The sequence below is a fragment of the Paenibacillus kyungheensis genome, assembly GCF_028606985.1.
GTDB lineage: Bacteria > Bacillota > Bacilli > Paenibacillales > Paenibacillaceae > Saccharibacillus > Saccharibacillus kyungheensis.
The window spans coordinates 317927-337392 of sequence record NZ_CP117416.1; the positions used below are offsets into that span (position 1 = coordinate 317927).

Genomic DNA, 19466 nt, shown 5'->3' on the forward strand with positions numbered 1-19466 from the left:
AAAGAACAACAATTTAATATTTTAGTACGTTATTCATGAATAAGCTGGAGGTGCTACAGATAGAATATCAATATAAGATGATGATCCCTCCATTTGAGATGGATGAATATTCAAAATTAACTAAACAACAAGCGCAAGAGTACTTTGATTGGTTTACAACACAAATTCCAGAGAGAATTGAGATATTGTTAGGAGCCATAGAATCATCCGGTGAGAAAAATTTAGAACAATTTGATATGACACCAGAATCATTAAAGCCACTTTGGTCATGGTTAAAGAAGAATATAAAAACTACACCTAAATCTCAGGCTGAAATGAATGAACTAAAAAGAACTCTACCTAATTGGATATTTGAAGATGTAAATGACTGGAAGCTTGATTCCTCAACATTGGTATTGGCAATGGATGTATCTTTATATTTTGCTGAAGTCTTTCTTAAAAATTATTCAAATCTATATTGGAATATATTAAGCAAACCTAAATCGCATGTTGATCTTAATAAACCTGTTATTATTGGTTTTAAGAATGCACCCTTATATCCTCCTAGAATTATCCGTAATTCATGTAGTTGCTATGCAGAAGGGGATTCAAGTAAAAATTTACTGTCCTTATATGAAGTTTGGAGAAATTTTATAAAAATATAATGACGTAGTGCATAAATTGATTAAGTATGTGGAGATAAATTAATAAATATTTGTGCCAAGAAATTAATAACATAAATAGGATCTACAAATGAATAGTGCTAACGTTTAAAATAGAGGAGTTTTAACATGTTAGAAACTTTTGATTTTAGAGATGGAAAAGTTAATTTTAATTATTTTGGGAAAATAGATTATAATTCGTCTCCGCAAGAAGATGATTATTTTCTTAGTGAAGATATGTTATCTCTATCATATGCTGATAATAAGTATATTATTGATATAGGTTGGTATGATAGCAACCAAAGTTTTGTGATTAGTTTAATAAAAGATGATGATTGGGAATTTCCTCAAAAAAAAGAAAAGGTTAGAAATAAAGAAAAAATAGAAGAAGTGTTAACAAAATTTATAGAGTTAGTTTATGAAAATATATAAATTTATTTTTTATGAAATAATATATTTTTTAAGAAAAATGATATAAGGAATGAAAACCAATGTTTACAATAATTTTAGCTGTAGAAGATAATAAAATATTAGAATCTATCTCAAGACCCCATAATCAAGAGTATCTAATTCAGCATTCAGAGGATTATCCAATACTTAAAGAATTATGTATTGATGATTATGATGTATTTAATGAACAGGATACAGACCAGCTAATATTTGAACTTAATAAAATCAAAGAAAACGTAGGAGACATAGAAGATTTAAAGCATATTGATGAAATTATTGGATTAGCTGAAAAGTGCAGGTTTATAAAGGGAAGTGTAATTGCCTTTAATCCATTCAACGCATCTTTATTAGGAGAATAATTTTTTAGGAAAAGCTTGTTCTTTTTATTAAGAAATAAACTAGTTATAATAGGCTAAAGAAAGATCTTGAACTCCAGCTTAAAGCAAATAGATATTATAATCCTATAACCTAATTATCTTAAGCGTAGCTATCTTCTATAAAAAATGATGAAGATCGCTATTTTTATAATAAATACCTACATAATTGACTATTAAAATTAAAGAGGGACAACCGACAAAATGATTAATAAACAAAAGTTTATTGAGAAAAATAGTAAAAGTGCTTATAGTTCATTGATTGATTTTTTGCATTTAGAAGTTACTGAAGATTCGTTTAACTGGATCTACGAATTTCTAAGTGTTAAAAACTTTCGTAATGGAGAATACGAGGGTACACAGTATATCCTCAAAAAATTGAATCCAGATGAAATTGTTATTGTTGATACAGTGGCAGAAGAATTCAGTAAAGATTTATCTACAACTTATTTTCAATTAAATGTAGCAGAGATGTTATATATTATGGATGAAATAGATAAGTGGAAAACAGGGTTTTAACATAAAGTAGTTTTATTGTACGACAAAATAAGAAAAGGAGAACAAGAATAACATGAATTTCCAAAAAAAATATTTTATGCTAAAGAATACTCAACGTTCATGGGAAGTATTGATTGATTTTTTACATATAGAAATCAAAGAAGAGAATTTTAAAACAATATATACTTTTTTAAAAGTAGGAAACTTTAGACAAGGGGAATATGAAGGCAATAAGTATGTTTTAAAAAAATTATATTCTGATGAAGTAATGATTATTGACCTTGCAATAGAAGAAAAGGATAATAATTCTTCCCCACCACCATTTTGTCTAACCGTAAATGAAATGGTGACTATTATGGATAATATTGATGAGTGGAAAAAGTACAAAATAGAGTAGAGAACTTGAAGATATCCGAGAAATTAATTAAAGCGATAGATCTTAATAATTCTAAAATATGGAGATAATACATGATTACAATTATATTAGAATCTAAAACAGTAGACAGAATTGCAAAAGTCTCACAACTGAATAATGAAGTTTATTTATTACAAAATAAATCTGATTATAAAATTCTAAGTGAATTGTCGACTGTTGATTATGATGCTTTTGCTAGAGAAGACATGAAGCAATTGATTATAGAACTAGAGATGTTAAAAGAAGATCTTTATGATGAAAAAGATCTACATCATATTAATGAAATTATTGAATTGACTGATAAATGCATTAGTATTCCCGATAGCTATCTTATATTTACCCCTTTCTGAAATGCAGTTCTTATAAAAAGAAAATATTAAAAAATCAGATTGAACTTAGCTATGTTCTGTTAACTACATAAGAATACAGTTACGTTTTTATTGAACATCTATATAGCCAATCACCACTAAAATAAGAGAGGTAATACATATGTATCAATATCATGGTTGGGCAGTACTTTCTATAAGTGTAGATGATGAGAGCAATCATATAGAAGATTCTAAAATGTTACTCCAAGTACAAAATTATATTTCTAAGATGAAAGATAATATTGATATTATTGAGGTTAAAGCTATAAATGGACAGTATCATTTTTTAATGACTGGATTTTCTAATCACAAAATCATAAGTGAATATAATCCTATAAATATTTTTAGACATATAGGTATATTAGCTTCTGGTTCATACGGGATATTATATGTTTATGATGATGAAGATTTAGAATATTTTAACGAGTTTCGAGTGTACGTTCTGACAAGAGGAGACATTTCTGAAAAATCTGATACATATTTATCACCTTTGATTCCAACAGTAGCAAATAAGTCTGAATTCGAGATTGAGTGAATATTACTAAATAAAACGATGAATAGGTATACGTTATTTATAGTGATAAGAAAATTGAGGTGATTTACTTTTGGTAAAACCTAATCTATTTTGTAAAGTTTTTATTGATACAGAAATACACCAAGATGAATTATTACATCTGATTAATAGTGAGATATCAGGAGAAGTGAATAAGTTGGAGATCACTAACTCAACTTTAATAATTGAAATAAGAAAGAACGTTGAATTTGATAGTGTAAGAAGTGAAAATCTATCGGATGGTTTTTTGTTTTATAAATATTATTTAGAAATAGAACCATTTTCTGAAGTAGTGGAAAGAGATTATATAAAAGCAGTAGCAGATTTGTTAAAGAAACTATGGGAATCAAACATAGGAGCAGTTGCAGCTTGCGACTTTGAAGATTTATTACCTAGAAATAGCAGATAATTTTTTTGGAATTTTATCTATAACCATAACTCTAGAGCAGATAGGTCTTATAATAGGATTCTAAGAAATGCAAAAACGAAATTTTGATTACTATTAACCAAGTAGCTCACTCGAAAATATATAAGAAGAATTAAGAAGGTAATTTATGAAAAATAAAAAAGAAAATCATGAAATCCCTATTTTATTAGACGCTTTAGATGATCTCCAAAATTCTCAAATGTTAGAAGAAGCTAAAGATGTAGTAGATTCTTTAATAGCAATGAGAGAACGAATGATTCCTCACCTTAAACTACAACAACGCGATTCGAGTTTTATTCATTATTTTGCGTATTATGTTATTCCCTACTGTGATACAGAATTTGTTGAATCTATGTGGAATGAATGTAGTAGTTTTTTCTATAAAGAAGATACTACTGAATATACAGATCTTATAATCCTAGATAGTTTGATTCAGAAAAATATAGATGTAGATAAAATAGTTGTTATTTTAAATGATAAATATACTAGAGCATATAATAGTGATCAAAACAAAAGTCTTGTTTTAGACTATTTAAAAGAAGTAAATATATTAATAAGAAAAATAAAAAAATAGATTAATTGCGATTTATTTTGACCTGAAGTTAGTCTCTGAAATTGTCTATTACTTGTTTCAAAGTAAGCAATTAATAGCTATAGTACAAAGATTATATAGTAAATAAAGGAGATATGAAGTTGAGTATAAAAAAAATAATCGACGAATGTGATCCGATTGGACTACTTCCCTATACTCCAGTTCAGATAACACTAGATTTTCAATTAGAATGTGGGAAGGCTATTTTGATATTATGATGTCTTATATTCAGCCTATTGCTAATGGAGAAAAAGGATTATTTTACTATTATGATACGCATATCGGTTGGTACGATCATTCTCCTTGGAAGCTCCTGGATATTTCAGGCGTTATTAATGAATTACAAAGTATAGACAAAACACGTTTAGATCAAACATGTTCAGACATTTTAAGTGATATGTATAACTTAGCTTTACAAGCAAAAAAACAAGAAACGTATATTTGGATTACATATGATTAGTAAATCTATACATTGTTATCGATCTGATTTTGAAAATATTCTAAAAAGGTGAACACAATATGTCATCAATAAAAATTTATGTTGAAGATGATTCGGAGTTAGCAAATTTTGAAGCGTTAAACAAAGGTTTTCGGTCAGATGTGTATGTAGAAATAGGACAACTTAGATATAAATTAGCTGTTCACGATATCGTTAGACTACAGCAGGATGTTCAATCAGAATACGAGAATTATGGATATTACGAGGTCTATCCAAATTTAATTATTGTAAAAGAAGTAACCATAGAAGAAATAACACAAACAGTAACTCATTTATATCAATGTCACTTTTTTGAACACTTAAAACCAATAAACTCGATCGTGCTATGTACAGATAACTAAAATAAAAGGAGAAACATATGAAAAAGAAAATTACTAAAGAAGAATTCATTAATCAAAAAGGTGAACTTGCCTATGATGCAATGACAGATTTTTTAAATCTTGAAATCGATGATGATTTTATTGAAGTAATGTATTCTTTTTTGAGTGTTGCGAATTTTCGGGTGGGAGAATATGAAGGCAATCAATATCTTTTGAGAAAATTAAATGCACAAGAAGTTGAAATCATTGATATTGGATCAGAAGGATTTGTTGAAGAAGAAAAGTTATTCAGATTTAATATAAGTGTAGCTGAGTTTTTATATATTTTAGACGAAATCGATGAATGGAGAAAAGATTTCTGGAAAAATTGATGGGAGGACCATATGGAAGATATTTATCATGTAGCGTTAACTGATATGCAAAAGATAAAGCATACATTTGAAAAGAATGAATCTCTGTATATTGCTGAGATCGATGGCAAAGAAATTCAGAGCTTAACTGATTATTTGACTCAAATGTCCGATATATTTCAATTTTCTATTATTTCAGTAAAAGGAGAATTATAAGGTGGAAATAAAGGTTACGATTCCAGATTATTCGTCTATCAATGGATTGCAATTAGATTGGGAGGAAGATTTTGAGATCTTTTCTAGCGTAGAAAATGATATCGTTAAGATCAGAGCTAATTCAGCAGGTCTAATTTCACTTGCCAAACACTTACTAATCTTAGCCCAAGCAGAAGTGCCAACAGGAAGCCATATTCACTTAGATGAATTGAATTCGTTAGAAACAGACTCAGCAGAAATAATCTTAGAGAAAATATAACTTCAACTGATTTTCACACTATAAAACAAGCTTTGTTACAGTGTAGAAATATCAAAAAAAGCGCGATTTCACTATATTGCATTTTTTTTAAATAATACGTTTCGATTAATTGAGGTGAATATTACGTTTACATATAAACGAACAAATAAAATTATTGAAGGGACACTGATCTACCGAAAAGAAGATCATTCGTTTGACTTTGAGCCAATGAGGAGTAGCGATTTTACTATACTTATTGGATATTTAAATATTACATTCGATTCTCATACTAGAGCAGCACGTCAGATATGGGGATTGAATTCTTATGACTCATGGCAACATAAAACTTTACAAAAAACCGTATCTTTTAAAGGCGATCTATTATTAGACGCTTCAATAAAGATAGAATCAGGAGAAGCTGAAAGAATTATTGAAGTGGATACCTGGTCTACTTTTTACGATAAGCAGTCTGGTTGGATTTGTATAGGTCATCCTGAATGCCATCTTGCAGAAATAGCGATCGAATTTGCTTCTTCTACTATAGCTATTTTAGAAAACTATACCTTGAAAGCTATCTGGCTGAAGCCTCATTTTGTGACTTAAAATAGAGTACAACGAATAGAGATCATATTGTTAAAAAGTGTTCACACAAAAAAGAGATAGATTCATTTATATGAACCTATCTCTTTTTGATTTTACTTTACACCAAGTGCTTATAATACAAATTTGTAGCATCTAATCCATCATTTCCAGACTTGGCGTAGTTCGGGATTTGTCCGGCTTGGATATAGCCTAATGACTGATAAAGAAGATTGGAAGGATCTCCATCTCGGGTATCCAGTACAAGTAGAATACGGTTTTCTTCTGTTGCTTTGTGTTCGATATGTTCCATCAGTTGGCGAGCAGTACCATGACGGCGGTAGTTCAGGTGTACCATAAGCTTGGCTACTTCAGCTCGGTGATCTCCATTGGGCTTGGTACATAGATGTAATTGAATCGTACCGGCAATAATATTGTTGATTTTGGCAACATACAATAATGTTCCCGGTTGTAGCACCTGTCCCCAGTAAGTATTAGCTTCTGCGTGATCCATAGGGGGAAGAAAACCGATAGATGCGCCTGCATCTACAATCTGTACCAGCATATCCGACATTTCATCCAGATACGGTTCGATATGTTGTACTTGTTCGATAACAACTGTCTGTAGCAAGGGAGCACCTCCATATATAAGTCAGTAATACTATAGGTTTTATTGTATCGTCTCACCTTTATTGTAAAAATAGTAAAGTGGAAGCGAAATATTTCTACTTTTCGTATCGAATCGGTTTTCTGTTTTTTAGACGATCAGGTGTCTTGAAACCACAGCGTAGCAAAGTCTACCCATCCTTTAGGATTTACGTGTACTCCGCGCAATGATGGATGATAGATTGTACTGGCTGTGCGTACCACTAGAAATGCACTGGTACAGGATTCCTGTAGTAACTGATTAACAGCAACAGACCATTGCATAATAGCTTCCTGTGCAGAAGAAGCAAGCATATGTTGAGTGAGTTGATCTAATTGATCGACCGTCCGGGCAGGAAGGGAATGTCTGATAAAGTTACGATGTGATTGGACATGTTCTAGTAGGCTAATTGGATTGTCGCTAACCATCGCTTCGAATAATATAAGGTCTGCTTGTTCCATCGTGTCCGGTTGTATCGTCTCTGCCCATGTTACAATATGCACCTGTATAACGATCCCGAATGTCTGATATTGTTGTTGAAGCCAGTACGCATGTGTAGCATGACGGGCAAACGTATACAAATGCAGTGCTTCTCCAGCATAAGAAGTTTGTTGTAACTGCGCTACTATATCTTCTGTCATGATATGATATGGTGCTTGCTCTGCTAACGATTCTGCTTGAATATGTAATCCAGATGCAGGACGCAGATATGTTGATCCTAGTTCGCGTACCATGTGTAGACGGTCGATGCCCTGTACTAACACTTCACGAAATCTGTGATCTTGCAAAATAGTATCTTTTCGCAGATTAAAGGTTAGTGTCGATACCCCTGTGACCGTTTGTGTTAAAGGCATTTCCAGATCGGCAGGAATAGGAAATTCTCCTGTCACTACAGTCAATACACCAGGGCTAGTCCCAAAGCAAGCTTCTGCTTCGTTCTCAGGTACAATAATAATCTCAATCTGATCGATATGACCTCTATATCCAAAATAAGATGGAAATAATGTCAGCGTACATTTTCCAGTATGATGAGATACCACCTGATAAGGCCCTGAACCGATCGGCAGTGTATGTTGTGGATGGGTTGAAAGCTCGGATGCAGGAGAGATCGAAGCAGCACTATGACTAAGATAGAAAAGAAATAGCGCATTCGGTCGGCGTAGTATTATCTGTATTTGATAAGGATGTATCACTTGAATATAGTCGATATCTTGAACCAACCAGTGATGAACAACAGATGGATCTTGTAATCGGGTAAGGCTAGCATATACATCTTGTGCAGTTAACTCTTGTCCATGGTGAAAAGTAATTCCTTTGGTAAGATAAAATGTCCAACAGGTAGCACCTTCGTTAACTTCCCAATGATGAGCAATGTCTTTGGTAAATGTCTGTTGCAAGTGATTGTATTGCACTAATCGGCTGTAGATTTGATGCACTAGATGCGTATCGAAAGCATACAAAGCGTTAGCTGGCTCTAGCGATACAATCGGTCTATAAATCGGCAACCGCAATGTCTCGATCACCCGATCTTGTCCAACCTGTTGTGTACTATATCCGAAGTAAGTCATAAGCCATTCTAGAAATAACGGGCGTACAATAGCGAGTGTCTCATGGGCTTGAAGCCAAGCAAAAGCACTTTGCACATCTCCTTGGAGAACTCGTTCTTTAGCTTCATCTAATAATGCAGTCGTCACCGGATGCAAAAAAGTTAGTTCAGACGTATTTCCACGACCTCGACCGGAGCGAAATTCGATCCAACGCGCTTGTTCCATTTTGGTAATAATTAATTTGGCATTACGAGGTGTGCAAAATAAAGCTTGTGCTAATTGATCCATCGTAATATGAAAAGATTGTTGATCTGCATACTGTTGAAAAGCGAATCTGAGCTGTACATAATCTTCGGCTATTCGCAAAATCGCTCTCTCCTTTACACTATCCAAAGCACACCATGAATAAGTTCTACTGTAAAACATAGTAGCAGAAAAGCAAAAGTAAAGAAAAGTGATCGCTGATAAACAAAATAGATATAATAGATAGTGTATATTGACTGGAAATGGAGATACATACATGTGGATTGCATTGTTAGTAACAGGAATAGTTTATCTAGGCTACTGGTTCGTTCAGCGTATGAAGAGCAAGCGATGGAATACACCGATAAAAGTGATTATCGGATTAGATACACCGCCACCTGCTACCTTTTTTGTCAAAGAAGCCAAGCAACAGGAAGGGATAGACTTTTATCATAAAGCCACATGGTTACGTGTGAAAAGTAACGATTCGATCGCAGTTCAAGTCGAAATCGACCGTATTCTAGCACAGATGGATCGCTTTGCTCCATCCCGGCAATCTGTCAGTGAAAAATGGGTGTTTACGACAGTCGAAGAGTGGATACTGGTAAGCAGTTATGATCTGCCTTCTCCTGAAGATTATCAGGGGGCGCAACAATTGGAACAACTATTACAATTATTAAGCAGTAGATTTGGAGAAGTTCATTATTTTGCTCATTATCAGACCGTTCATTATTACGCATGGGCCAAAGCAATCAACGGGCATTTAATTCGTGCATACGCATACATAAGTACAAAAGAAGATCCTCTCTGGGAAGAAGGTAGATTAACTCCTGAAGAAATACAGTTAGATTTGGATTTTCGAGATACAGGACGAATCGTGGAGTGGGAAGATAGTATAGAGGAAGAACAAAGCCATACACCTGATGAACATTCGGTAAAATTGATCGCTGCTGCATGGCGAGCTACAAGTGAACAGTCTGCTTTTGAGCCGAAAGGTTGATAGTTATAGATCAAAAAGCACAACTGCGCTACATATGGCAGTTGTGCTTTTGAATAAGACATTACTTTTTATATCCGTACACAAAGTGAATAGCACCGGAGTAATCTACATATACATCGTGTACATTCGACTTTTGCAGAAAATACGTATTAAAATAATAAAGAGGGATAGCAACCATCTGATCGGTAAGCATTTTTTCAGCGGCACGATATTCTTTCATACGAGCTTTGGCATCAGTTAAGTTGTATGCTTTTGTAATATGAGCATCATAGGTAGCATTTTTCCAACCTGATGTATTTTCACTGTTCCAGGAAGTAAATAATTCTAGAAAAGCAGCAGGATCGTTATAATCGGCTGACCACCCACTGCGTGCAATCTGATAGTTTTTCTTTTGCTTGTCTTGTAATAATGTATAGAAATTTTCAACTTTTACTTTGATCGTCACACCCAGATTTCTTTTCCACATATCTGTAATCTGATTAGCGACATATTGATTGCCTTCACCATTAGTAATTAACGTGATCGATGGCAGAGAAGTGATATGTTCTTCTCTCATTCCTTTTTTCAATAATTGACGGGCGATTTTAGCGCTAGTCTCAAAGTTCGTTACTGGATATTGTTTACGGAATGTAGAAGTAGCTCCTTTGATTACAGGTGGTACAAATCCATAAGCAGATTTGGGACTAATTAACGAAGAACGTTTGATCGACATCGCAAACGCTTTACGGATATTGACATTGTTAAACGGCTTTTTTGTCACGTTAAAAGTATAATAATAGAGCGATGCTGTGTTTGGATAGACTGTTTCTTTTCTCATGGTGTTAGTCATTTTATAGGTTGGAATATTACTTTCTGTGATGCCTGACCAGTCAATGGCTCCTGATCGGTACATATTATTTTCTTTATCAGGATCGTTGATAAAACGGACAAATACTTGATCAAAATGAACTTTTTCTGCTTGAGCATATTGAGGATTACGAGCTAATGTGATGGAGCGTCCTTTGGTCCAATTGGTAACGACAAAAGGGCCGTTACTTACAATAGATGATGCTTGGCTCCCCCAATGAGTAGAGGCTGTCATACTTGTAGCATGTACAGGGAAAAAGGCAGGAGACGATAATGTTTCGAGAAAGTAAGGCAACGGTTGTTGCAGAACGATTTGCAACGTATGATCGTCTAACGCTTGAAATCCTAATTGGCTCGCATCGGTAAGTGTACCTTTATAATAGTCTTGAGCATGAGCAATCGGAAATAACATAGAAGCTAATGGAGAACGGGTTGCAGGTGATAGTACTCGTTGCCATGCGTTGACAAATTCAGAAGCGACAAGTGGCTCACCGTTACTCCAGCGAGCATCGGCACGTAATGTAAATGTATATGTTTTGCCATCAGGTGAAATGGTCCACGATTCCGCAACCCCTGATTCTATTGCTCCATTCGGTTGGGTACGCACAAGCCCTTCAAAAATTGCTTCCACAATCGTACTGGTTGTGCTATCGCTGGACAATGCAGGATCAAGAGTAACCGGTTCCAAATACAGATTAAAACGAAACGTTTTGGCTGTAGTAGTAGCCGCTTGAGTGATGTTAGATGTACTTGTACCAAATAACAATACACAGGTAAATAAAATCAAAAAACGGGTTATGTAGGTACTTCTCATAAATAAATATATCCTCCTTAACAATAAGTACGTTCCTTCTAGTTATAGCATACTATTGTGTCAGGTAGCGTATCAATTCTATAATGTCCAACGATACGTTTACACATGTTTATCTATAAATATTCAAAAAAATTGTAATTCATGAACTATTGAAGTCGGGTAATATAATAATGTAAAGAAGTAAGAGTAAGGAGAGGCTAATAGTTATGAATAAGGTAGAAGTCATACAATCTGCACAGAGTGAATGGACATGGTATCGAATGAAAGATGTGAAGCTTCTTATGGAGCATCCTGATTTTGATGAACATTTGCAGAAATGGGCGCAGGAAAGCCTGATGTGTACGCACAATCGAATAGCTTCTATTTATTATAAAGAAAAAGACCAAAATTATATTAGTGGAACATTAGCGATTAATATGAATCCGGATCACTGGGAAGATATCAATATATTGCATTACTATATTGATGCGAATCGAATGATCACTATCGGCGATAATACATGGTTGTTACATGATATGAGTAATGAAGAGTGGGATCAATATATTTTGGGCTGTGATTATCCAGTCGATGGGTTTATGTTTGTCGTGAATGCGATTATTCGTGCATTTTTCGGGCGAATGGATGAGATTGAGATGCAATTGAAAGAGATCGAATTTAAAATGAAAGAAAATAATGGCGGGAAATTATTGCGGGAAATTGTAGATTTGCGTAATCAGATGACACGCTGGAACGTGCAGACAGTAGCGCTGAAAGAAATCCGTTTTGCGATCGAAGAAGTATTCCCTGATCTGGTCAAAGACGCGCAGACATTCCATACGTTAAAAGTAAGATTATCCCGTATTCAAATGCTTCAAACAGCCTATGAACATGAAATAGATACATTACTCAAAATCGATGATAACGTAGCAAATTACCGTTCTAATAATATTATGAAAACATTAACAGTCTTTACGGTATTACTAACACCGATGACCGCCTTAGGTGCGATCTGGGGAATGAATTTTAAAAATATGCCGGAATTAGAATGGAAATGGGGTTATTTAGCTTCATTGATTTTGATCTTCGGACTGACTGGCTTAACGTACTGGTGGCTCAAACGTAAAGGGCTGACCGGAGATATTTTGGATATGAATTTAGAACATCAATCCAAAAGTAAGCGTAAAAAGAATATTCCTCACAGTAAATAGATCACAAGATAACATCTCTTATATAGAAGGGAAGGTTGCTTATGTATCCAAAAATATTGTTGGCGGTAGATGGCTCCGAACACTCGTTACGAGCAACAACAGAAGCGATCAAGTTGGTATCATTACAACAGTCAGGTGAGATTGAAGTGGTATTTGTAGCGGATTTCGGCAAAAGTCGTGATGAAGTACTGCGCTATGGAGATATTGATGAATTAGAACTATCTAGACGACAAAAATTATTTCCAATCGAAGAACTTCTGCAACAGCAACAAGCCGCATATGCGATAAAAATATTACATGGAGAACCCGGACAAAGCCTAATCAGGCACGCTAATGATCATTCTTTTGATCTAGTCGTAATGGGAAGCAGAGGGCTGGGCTCTTTGAAAGAAATGGTACTCGGGAGCGTCAGCCACAAAGTAGCCCGTGGTGTCAAATGTCCTGTCCTGATCGTGAAATAAAATACAAAACACGTATACATGTGGAGTCTACCCAAAGTCCTCCCATTTTGTATACGTGTTTTTGTGTTGTTTCTCAAGTTATAAGCGTACTTCGCATCTCATCATCCTGCATATATCTCTGAATTGTCATTTCTATCGTAAAACACTACCTATTATCACTTAGGAACAGATACAGGAACATATTTAGCAACATCTACAGCAACCTGTTCCAGCTTCGCTTTACCCAGTAAATGATAAGGTGAAGAAATGGTTACATAACGATCATCTAATTTGAATGTTAACATATCTACTTTATCCGGTTTGTACCATTTGGCTTTGACTTGATTAGAATTAGGAAGAATTACTGTAGTACCTTTGTAATCATAAGAATAATCACGTGGGGATACCGAAACGGTCATATATTTGAACAAAAAAGTTACTCCATCACCCACACCACTGACTTTGCGAAAAGCATCACCTTTGATCATACGAGTAGGTACATAAGGAGTCTCAAATCCATCAAAGCCTGCAAAAGCTTGAGTGATTTTTTTCAATTGAGTGCTAGAGTAATCTACATTAGTTACAGGATATTGCTTGTTAGTCGTCGTAGAACTAGCAGTAGTTGCTTTAACTTTAACGTTATCTGAATGGGTTGTAGCAGCATGCATGGTAGTTGCTCCTGTCAGAAGTACCCCTGCGATAACCGAAGTTGCGATCCATTTGTGAATATTCATTATTGTACATCTCCTCTGTTGTGTAATTGTCTTGCTTTTTATATTACACATCAAATGTATCTAACTTAAATACCAATTGTATCCAACTTGTAAATAATCACAGCTACTGAAGCAATCATTAAAAAACTGTTGCTAATTTATGACGAATCTTTGGTTGTTACTTTGAGGTAACGATGTTAACTTACATATAGTCGATAGATGGGCGCCTGAGAATCAATCGATCATCAGCAAAAGATTCCAAATAAATAAACAAGTATGGAAACTTTTCAGCTATGGTGTTCGTCTAATAGACAGGGAATAAAGGACAAGCTTGGCAGATAGCGTTTGGCACTATTTCGGGGGAACGAGGATGAATACAAATGAAAAAGAAGATTTGTTCAGCAGTATTAGTAACAGCATTGACGGTAAGCGGAGGTCTACATACACCATCCGTCAGCGCAGCAACACCGATTAAAATTACGATCGATGGAGTTCAGCTAACAACAGACCAGGCACCTGTAATGTCAGCTAACCGTACGATGGTTCCATTAAGAGGTGTTTTTGAAGCGCTAGACGCAAAAGTACTCTGGAAACAAAGCACCAAAACAGTAACAGCTACCAAAGATGGTACAACGATTGTGTTACCACTTGGTTCTAGAACAGCAACAATCAATGGCAAATCTGTTGTATTAGACGTACCTGCAAAGTCGATTAAAGGACGAACAGTTGTCCCTTTACGCTTTGTCAGCGAAGCTTTAGGTGAAAAAGTAGGTTGGAACTCATCGACCAAGACAGTTAGCATTACAACCACTAACTCCAAACCAACAACGCCTACCACACCAACGACTCCATCGACTTCGATCTCACCGGTACCTTATGTGAATACCAAAGTAGTCGGGCAACAAGGAAATGGTAATGATTTAGAAATAAGCTTTCCAGCTTCTGCAAGTACAAAAGGAATCAGTCAGTATCGTATTCTAGTAGTCAAAGCCAATAGTAATACATTTAATATCAATACCGCACAAAATGTACCGGCAGCGAATTATACAGCTATTCCGCAAGGCAGTAGCAATTATACGATCACATTAATGCCTCAAGCTCGTGATACAGACGGACAATTGATTCAGAAAAATGTAAATTACCGTGTCTATGTACTGGCAGTAGGGGCGACTGGATATAACAATGCTTTATCCGTAAGTTCATCGATTGTGTCTCTAGGTGTAGTCGCTACAGCTTCTGCTATAGCAACCGACGTCAAAGCAAGTGATGTCTCCGACAATGGCGATGGACGAGATTTCTCAGTGACATTTACCAAAGCAAGCGATGAAAGTAAATTAAGCAATTACCGTGTATTTGTTGTAAAAACGACAAGTGCAGGTAGCTTTAGTTCAACAGAAGCAGCAAAAGTTAGCAGTTCTAACTATACAACCATTAACAAAACAGGTTCCAATCCAACAACACGCTTAACGAATACCACGCGTGATACATCGGGTGAATTGATTACAACAGGAACAGCATATACGGTATTTGTAGTGTCAATCACAAGCAGTGGCGACAATATTGGTATATCTGCTGGCTCTAATTCATTAACATTAGGACGTACAGTTGAAGCTCCTTCGATCACTAAAGTAGAAGATGTGAGTAACTACGCAGATGGACGGGATATTCAAGTGACGTTTACCAAGTCTTCTGAAGAATCCAAAATTAGCGGATATCGTGTATTCGTAGTGCGTAGCAAAGCATCAGGTGACTTTGATATTGCAACAGCTAACGGATTAGCCTCAAGCCGTTATATCGATGTATCCAAAACAGGTAGCGATCGCACAGTTACGCTATCGACATCACTGAAAGACAGTGGCGGAGAAGCGATTGCCAATGATGTGCCTTATCGTATCTATGTGATGGCGCTTGGTTCAGGTTCGTATGCGAATAGCTTATCTTCTGCTTCTTCTACACTTACACTTCAGACAGGTACGCAATCGACAGGAAATGTGAGTGGAATAGCTGTTAGTGATATTAGCGACTACGGCGATGGACGCGATCTCCAAGTGACATTTAACAAAGCAAGTGATGAAGGATTAGTAAATAACTATCGTGTTATGGTAGTCAAATCAATCAATGCGAGCAAATTCAACCTTTCTACAGCCAATAGTGTATCCAGTTCGAACTATTTACAAATTAGCAAAAATGGTTCTAATCGTACGGTAACGTTCAGTGCAGGTTCCAAAGATGTAAATGGTGATCTGATCAAAAATGGTACTAATTATCAAGTATTTGTTTTAACGACAGGTACAGGAAATGCTTCGGGCAACAATTCATTATCAGGCGCTTCGTCTGTTATTACATTAGCTGCCAATGCTGCAACATCAGCTGTTAATACTGTAGCAACAACGAATAGCAATTCAACAAGTACAGCATCGGATATTACGTTTAGTTTTGTACCGGCTAACGATACCGGTATTTCTGAATATCGTGTCTATGTGGTACGTGCTGATCAAGCAGGTTCATTTAATGTAAATACAGCAAATAATGTAGCTGCGGCAAATTATACACGCATTGCCAAAACAGCAACCAAAGTAACGCAAGCTTTAACAACGAGCACCAAAGATTATAACGGTAATGCGATTGTCAAAGATGTAGCTTATCGTGTGTATGTGTTAAGTGTAGCCGATGGTTCGGTTCGCTCGGTAAATACATTATCTGGAGCATCAAATGACTTTACGATCAAGACATCAACGGTAGCGCCGGTTACTAACCTGAATGCGACGGCAACCAATGGGGGAATCAAAGTAACTTTCTCCAAACCATCCGGTGAAACAGGTATTGCAAGCTATGCTGTGATGCTGGTACCGTCTGCAAGCTCAAACAATTTCTCATTGGCAGATGCGAATCGTGTGAGTGAACGCAATTATGAGACAGTCACCAAAGGCGTATATAGCGAGTGGACATTTACAACAACAGATGTTGATATTAATGGCGCTGCTATCCGCTCAGGTGTTGCCTATAAAGCATTTGTATTATCTATTGCTGATGGACGTGTAGCGACCGTTAATGCTCTCTCTGTAGCTTCGAGAGAAGCTCAAATCATCGCTCAGTAATGCTAAGCGGTATCTATAAGTTCTGTTCTCAAGCAAGCTCTTATCGGTCTTTACCGGTAGAGCTTGCTTTTTGATTGCTCCATCTGTACTGGTGATTCGGGCAAGAACATTTAGATTATTGACTCATTATGTCTATTTTTGGTTATGATAAGGAAGGAAGTATTGATTTTTTTTATGAATCATATCTACTTGCCTCCGGGCGGAAAAGAGGGACATTAATGCAATATGTAAAATTAGGTCGTACCGGTCTCGATGTATCGCGAATTTGTTTGGGATGTATGAGTTATGGAATACCTGATCGTGGAGCACATCCATGGACATTAGATGAGCAGAGCAGTCGTCCTTTTATCAAGCAAGCTTTGGAAGCAGGTATTAACTTTTTTGATACAGCCAATGTCTATTCAGATGGAACCAGTGAAGAGATTGTAGGAAAAGCGCTCAAAGAGTACGCGAATCGTGATGAGATCGTTATCGCTACCAAAGTACATGGTAAAATGCATCAAGGTGCAAATGGTGGTGGGCTTTCACGCAAAGCGATTATGGCAGAGATTGATCATAGCCTACAGCGTCTAGGAACTGATTATGTAGATTTATACCAGATTCATCGCTGGGACCCGCATACACCGATAGAAGAAACATTAGAAGCTCTTCATGATGTAGTGAAAGCAGGTAAAGCTAGATATATCGGTGCTTCTTCGATGGCATCTTGGCAATTTATGAAAGCTTTAGATATCAGTAAGCAAAATGGATGGACACGCTTTGTATCTATGCAGAACTATGTTAATTTACTTTATCGGGAAGAAGAACGTGAGATGCTTCCTCTTTGTAAAGAAGAAGGGATTGGCGTGATTCCATGGAGCCCATTAGCACGCGGTCGATTAACTCGTGACTGGGAAGAAGAAACGTCACGTTCTGAAAGTGATAGCTTTGGTCAAAGTCTATATGCAGCTAGTGCTGAAGCAGATCGTAAAGTGGTAGAACGGGTAGCAGAGATTGCCTCTGAGCGTAATATTCCACGTGCACAGGTTGCACTGGCGTGGGTATTGCAAAAAGAACCAGTCACAGCACCAATCGTAGGAGCAACTAAGCTACATCATTTGCAAGATGCAGTTGCGGCTGTAGATCTTGTTCTAACTGAAAATGAAATCAAGCGTCTAGAAGAGCCATATATTCCGCATCCTGTAACAGGATTCTAAATACGATATAAGCAAAACTCCAATCCTTAATATGTATAGGATTGGAGTTTTTGTTATTGTACTATACGTTATCGTAATAGAATTATCCTACATTACAAGCAGTCACCGTTTTGTTTTTACCTGTGCGTTTGGCTTGATAAAGATAATGATCGACCTGTTCAAATAACTGCTCTTTAGTCTGTTCAGAGCCATAGCTTTGCAGACCGATACTGACTGTAACAGACTTGCCATTCATTTCAGGATGTTGTAATTCAGCAACGCCATTACGTATACTTTCTACCAGAGCATAAGCTTCTTCAAATGTCTGATCAAATAAAAGCAACGCGAACTCTTCCCCACCATAACGGGCGGCAATATCGCTAGAAGACATATGTTGTTGAATCACTTGAGACACTTTCCCGAGAATAGTATCTCCTGCTTGATGACCATACGTATCATTAATAGCTTTGAAATCATCAATATCCAATAAAGCCAGATGAAGCTCAGCACCCTTACTAGCATAATCAAAAGCAGTATCATAATAATCATGAAAAGAAATTTGATTATATAGATTCGTCAGACCATCTGTTTTGGACAGTTTACTCATGATAGCATTTTTGACAATCAGATCTTGCTTCGCTAACATCGTCACCTGTAAATCGGTTAAAATTTCTATACCGCAAGCAACGATAATATGAGCAATACAGGTACTTACAATAATAAAAGCAATCACGGCAATCACATCAAAGGAAGATAGATAATTGCGGAAGTGTGAATCTGTCAGATACAATGAAGTAAATGCGATAAGTTGTAAGACTGAAGGAAGCCATAATAAACGACGTTTGAAAAATACGACAGCTGAAAGAATCGGCAACAAACATAGTGCGGTAATAATACGAATATCATAATTTAGATAAATAATCGTCCATGTGATCAGTGTACTTGCACTAAATAACACGTAAAAAGATAAATGATTCCAACGGACATACATCCATTTTGTGATCAAAGTAACGATGCTCATCCAAAGAGTAGGTAGAATTAGAATATAAATATAGAAATGAGAAGCACTATCGTCATAATCCAAAAATACAAAAGAACCCCACTGAGCAAAAAAGTGGACACTAATGACAATCCAGTATACTCTGAAAAATTGATGTATCCATTTGGACTGCTTATTCATAACATCACCATACAGCCTCAAGATTTAAAATGCGTAATCTTACACATTCATGTAAAG

25 protein-coding genes are annotated in these 19466 nt (G+C 35.8%); 20 read left to right on the forward strand and 5 right to left on the reverse strand.

The features are described from left to right. Positions 1-35 precede the first annotated feature (35 nt). The 15 genes from PQ456_RS01380 to PQ456_RS01450 all read left to right on the forward strand — a co-directional run bounded on the left by PQ456_RS01380 (position 36) and on the right by PQ456_RS01450 (position 6544). Positions 36-644, forward strand: a complete 609-nt coding sequence (locus PQ456_RS01380) for a hypothetical protein (protein WP_273614513.1) — start codon at positions 36-38, stop codon at positions 642-644. Positions 645-770: 126 nt separating this feature from the next. Beyond that, complete coding sequence (locus tag PQ456_RS01385; protein ID WP_273614514.1) at positions 771-1073, forward strand: hypothetical protein; 303 nt, start codon at positions 771-773, stop codon at positions 1071-1073. Between the two features lie 59 nt (positions 1074-1132). Further along, positions 1133-1450 carry a hypothetical protein gene (locus PQ456_RS01390; RefSeq protein WP_273614515.1) on the forward strand — a complete coding sequence of 106 codons (318 nt, stop codon included), beginning with the start codon at positions 1133-1135 and terminating at the stop codon, positions 1448-1450. A 219-nt stretch (positions 1451-1669) separates the two neighbouring features. Beyond that, the gene (locus PQ456_RS01395) at positions 1670-1984 is read left to right on the forward strand and encodes a hypothetical protein (RefSeq protein WP_273614516.1); all 315 of its coding nucleotides are present in this window, start codon (positions 1670-1672) and stop codon (positions 1982-1984) included. Positions 1985-2036: 52 nt separating this feature from the next. Continuing rightward, positions 2037-2360, forward strand: coding sequence for a hypothetical protein (locus tag PQ456_RS01400; RefSeq protein WP_273614517.1), 324 nt, complete (start codon positions 2037-2039; stop codon positions 2358-2360). Between the two features lie 71 nt (positions 2361-2431). Next, positions 2432-2728 (forward strand): hypothetical protein, encoded by a 297-nt coding sequence (locus PQ456_RS01405; RefSeq protein ID WP_273614518.1) that lies wholly within the window; start codon positions 2432-2434, stop codon positions 2726-2728. A gap of 139 nt (positions 2729-2867) precedes the next feature. Beyond that, a complete protein-coding gene (locus PQ456_RS01410) occupies positions 2868-3281 on the forward strand; it encodes an Imm7 family immunity protein (RefSeq protein ID WP_273614519.1) in 414 nt (137 codons plus the stop codon). Between the two features lie 70 nt (positions 3282-3351). Continuing rightward, entirely contained in the window at positions 3352-3708 is a 357-nt protein-coding gene (locus tag PQ456_RS01415; RefSeq protein ID WP_273614520.1) for a hypothetical protein, read from the forward strand. A gap of 145 nt (positions 3709-3853) precedes the next feature. Beyond that, positions 3854-4300 carry a hypothetical protein gene (locus PQ456_RS01420; RefSeq protein WP_273614521.1) on the forward strand — a complete coding sequence of 149 codons (447 nt, stop codon included), beginning with the start codon at positions 3854-3856 and terminating at the stop codon, positions 4298-4300. 208 nt (positions 4301-4508) lie between these two features. Next, positions 4509-4778: a hypothetical protein gene (locus tag PQ456_RS01425; RefSeq protein WP_273614522.1), complete on the forward strand. Its 270-nt coding sequence runs from the start codon at positions 4509-4511 to the stop codon at positions 4776-4778. A gap of 59 nt (positions 4779-4837) precedes the next feature. After that, the gene (locus PQ456_RS01430; protein WP_273614523.1) at positions 4838-5158 is read left to right on the forward strand and encodes a hypothetical protein; all 321 of its coding nucleotides are present in this window, start codon (positions 4838-4840) and stop codon (positions 5156-5158) included. Between the two features lie 17 nt (positions 5159-5175). Then, complete coding sequence (locus tag PQ456_RS01435) at positions 5176-5508, forward strand: hypothetical protein (protein ID WP_273614524.1); 333 nt, start codon at positions 5176-5178, stop codon at positions 5506-5508. Positions 5509-5520: 12 nt separating this feature from the next. Beyond that, a complete protein-coding gene (locus tag PQ456_RS01440; protein ID WP_273614525.1) occupies positions 5521-5703 on the forward strand; it encodes a hypothetical protein in 183 nt (60 codons plus the stop codon). Position 5704: 1 nt separating this feature from the next. Further along, a complete protein-coding gene (locus PQ456_RS01445; RefSeq protein ID WP_273614526.1) occupies positions 5705-5962 on the forward strand; it encodes an Imm32 family immunity protein in 258 nt (85 codons plus the stop codon). 114 nt (positions 5963-6076) lie between these two features. Continuing rightward, on the forward strand, positions 6077-6544 hold the full coding sequence (locus tag PQ456_RS01450; protein WP_273614527.1) for a hypothetical protein: 468 nt from the start codon (positions 6077-6079) through the stop codon (positions 6542-6544). A 97-nt stretch (positions 6545-6641) separates the two neighbouring features. Here PQ456_RS01450 and PQ456_RS01455 read toward each other — a convergent pair whose 3' ends face one another. After that, on the reverse strand, positions 6642-7094 hold the full coding sequence (locus PQ456_RS01455; protein WP_273616214.1) for a GNAT family N-acetyltransferase: 453 nt from the start codon (positions 7092-7094) through the stop codon (positions 6642-6644). A 191-nt stretch (positions 7095-7285) separates the two neighbouring features. Further along, positions 7286-9079 carry an ABC transporter substrate-binding protein gene (locus PQ456_RS01460; protein ID WP_273614528.1) on the reverse strand — a complete coding sequence of 598 codons (1794 nt, stop codon included), beginning with the start codon at positions 9077-9079 and terminating at the stop codon, positions 7286-7288. Positions 9080-9233: 154 nt separating this feature from the next. On the opposite strand from PQ456_RS01460, the gene PQ456_RS01465 reads away from it, so the two are divergent. Continuing rightward, on the forward strand, positions 9234-9956 hold the full coding sequence (locus PQ456_RS01465) for a hypothetical protein (protein WP_273614529.1): 723 nt from the start codon (positions 9234-9236) through the stop codon (positions 9954-9956). A gap of 61 nt (positions 9957-10017) precedes the next feature. Here PQ456_RS01465 and PQ456_RS01470 read toward each other — a convergent pair whose 3' ends face one another. Next, positions 10018-11616: a peptide ABC transporter substrate-binding protein gene (locus PQ456_RS01470; protein ID WP_273614530.1), complete on the reverse strand. Its 1599-nt coding sequence runs from the start codon at positions 11614-11616 to the stop codon at positions 10018-10020. Between the two features lie 206 nt (positions 11617-11822). On the opposite strand from PQ456_RS01470, the gene PQ456_RS01475 reads away from it, so the two are divergent. Both PQ456_RS01475 and PQ456_RS01480 read left to right on the forward strand, forming a co-directional pair. Then, a complete protein-coding gene (locus PQ456_RS01475) occupies positions 11823-12803 on the forward strand; it encodes a magnesium transporter CorA family protein (RefSeq protein WP_273614531.1) in 981 nt (326 codons plus the stop codon). A gap of 41 nt (positions 12804-12844) precedes the next feature. Next, complete coding sequence (locus PQ456_RS01480; RefSeq protein ID WP_273614532.1) at positions 12845-13264, forward strand: universal stress protein; 420 nt, start codon at positions 12845-12847, stop codon at positions 13262-13264. Between the two features lie 155 nt (positions 13265-13419). Here the strand turns inward: PQ456_RS01480 and PQ456_RS01485 are convergent, their stop codons facing one another. Continuing rightward, complete coding sequence (locus tag PQ456_RS01485) at positions 13420-13977, reverse strand: hypothetical protein (RefSeq protein WP_273614533.1); 558 nt, start codon at positions 13975-13977, stop codon at positions 13420-13422. 359 nt (positions 13978-14336) lie between these two features. Here PQ456_RS01485 and PQ456_RS01490 point away from each other — a divergent pair, with 359 nt between their 5' ends. Further along, the gene (locus PQ456_RS01490) at positions 14337-17054 is read left to right on the forward strand and encodes a copper amine oxidase N-terminal domain-containing protein (RefSeq protein ID WP_273614534.1); all 2718 of its coding nucleotides are present in this window, start codon (positions 14337-14339) and stop codon (positions 17052-17054) included. Between the two features lie 218 nt (positions 17055-17272). After that, positions 17273-18250 (forward strand): aldo/keto reductase, encoded by a 978-nt coding sequence (locus tag PQ456_RS01495; protein ID WP_273614535.1) that lies wholly within the window; start codon positions 17273-17275, stop codon positions 18248-18250. Between the two features lie 82 nt (positions 18251-18332). Here the strand turns inward: PQ456_RS01495 and PQ456_RS01500 are convergent, their stop codons facing one another. Beyond that, positions 18333-19409, reverse strand: coding sequence for a GGDEF domain-containing protein (locus tag PQ456_RS01500; RefSeq protein ID WP_273614536.1), 1077 nt, complete (start codon positions 19407-19409; stop codon positions 18333-18335). Between the last annotated feature and the right edge of the window lie 57 nt (positions 19410-19466).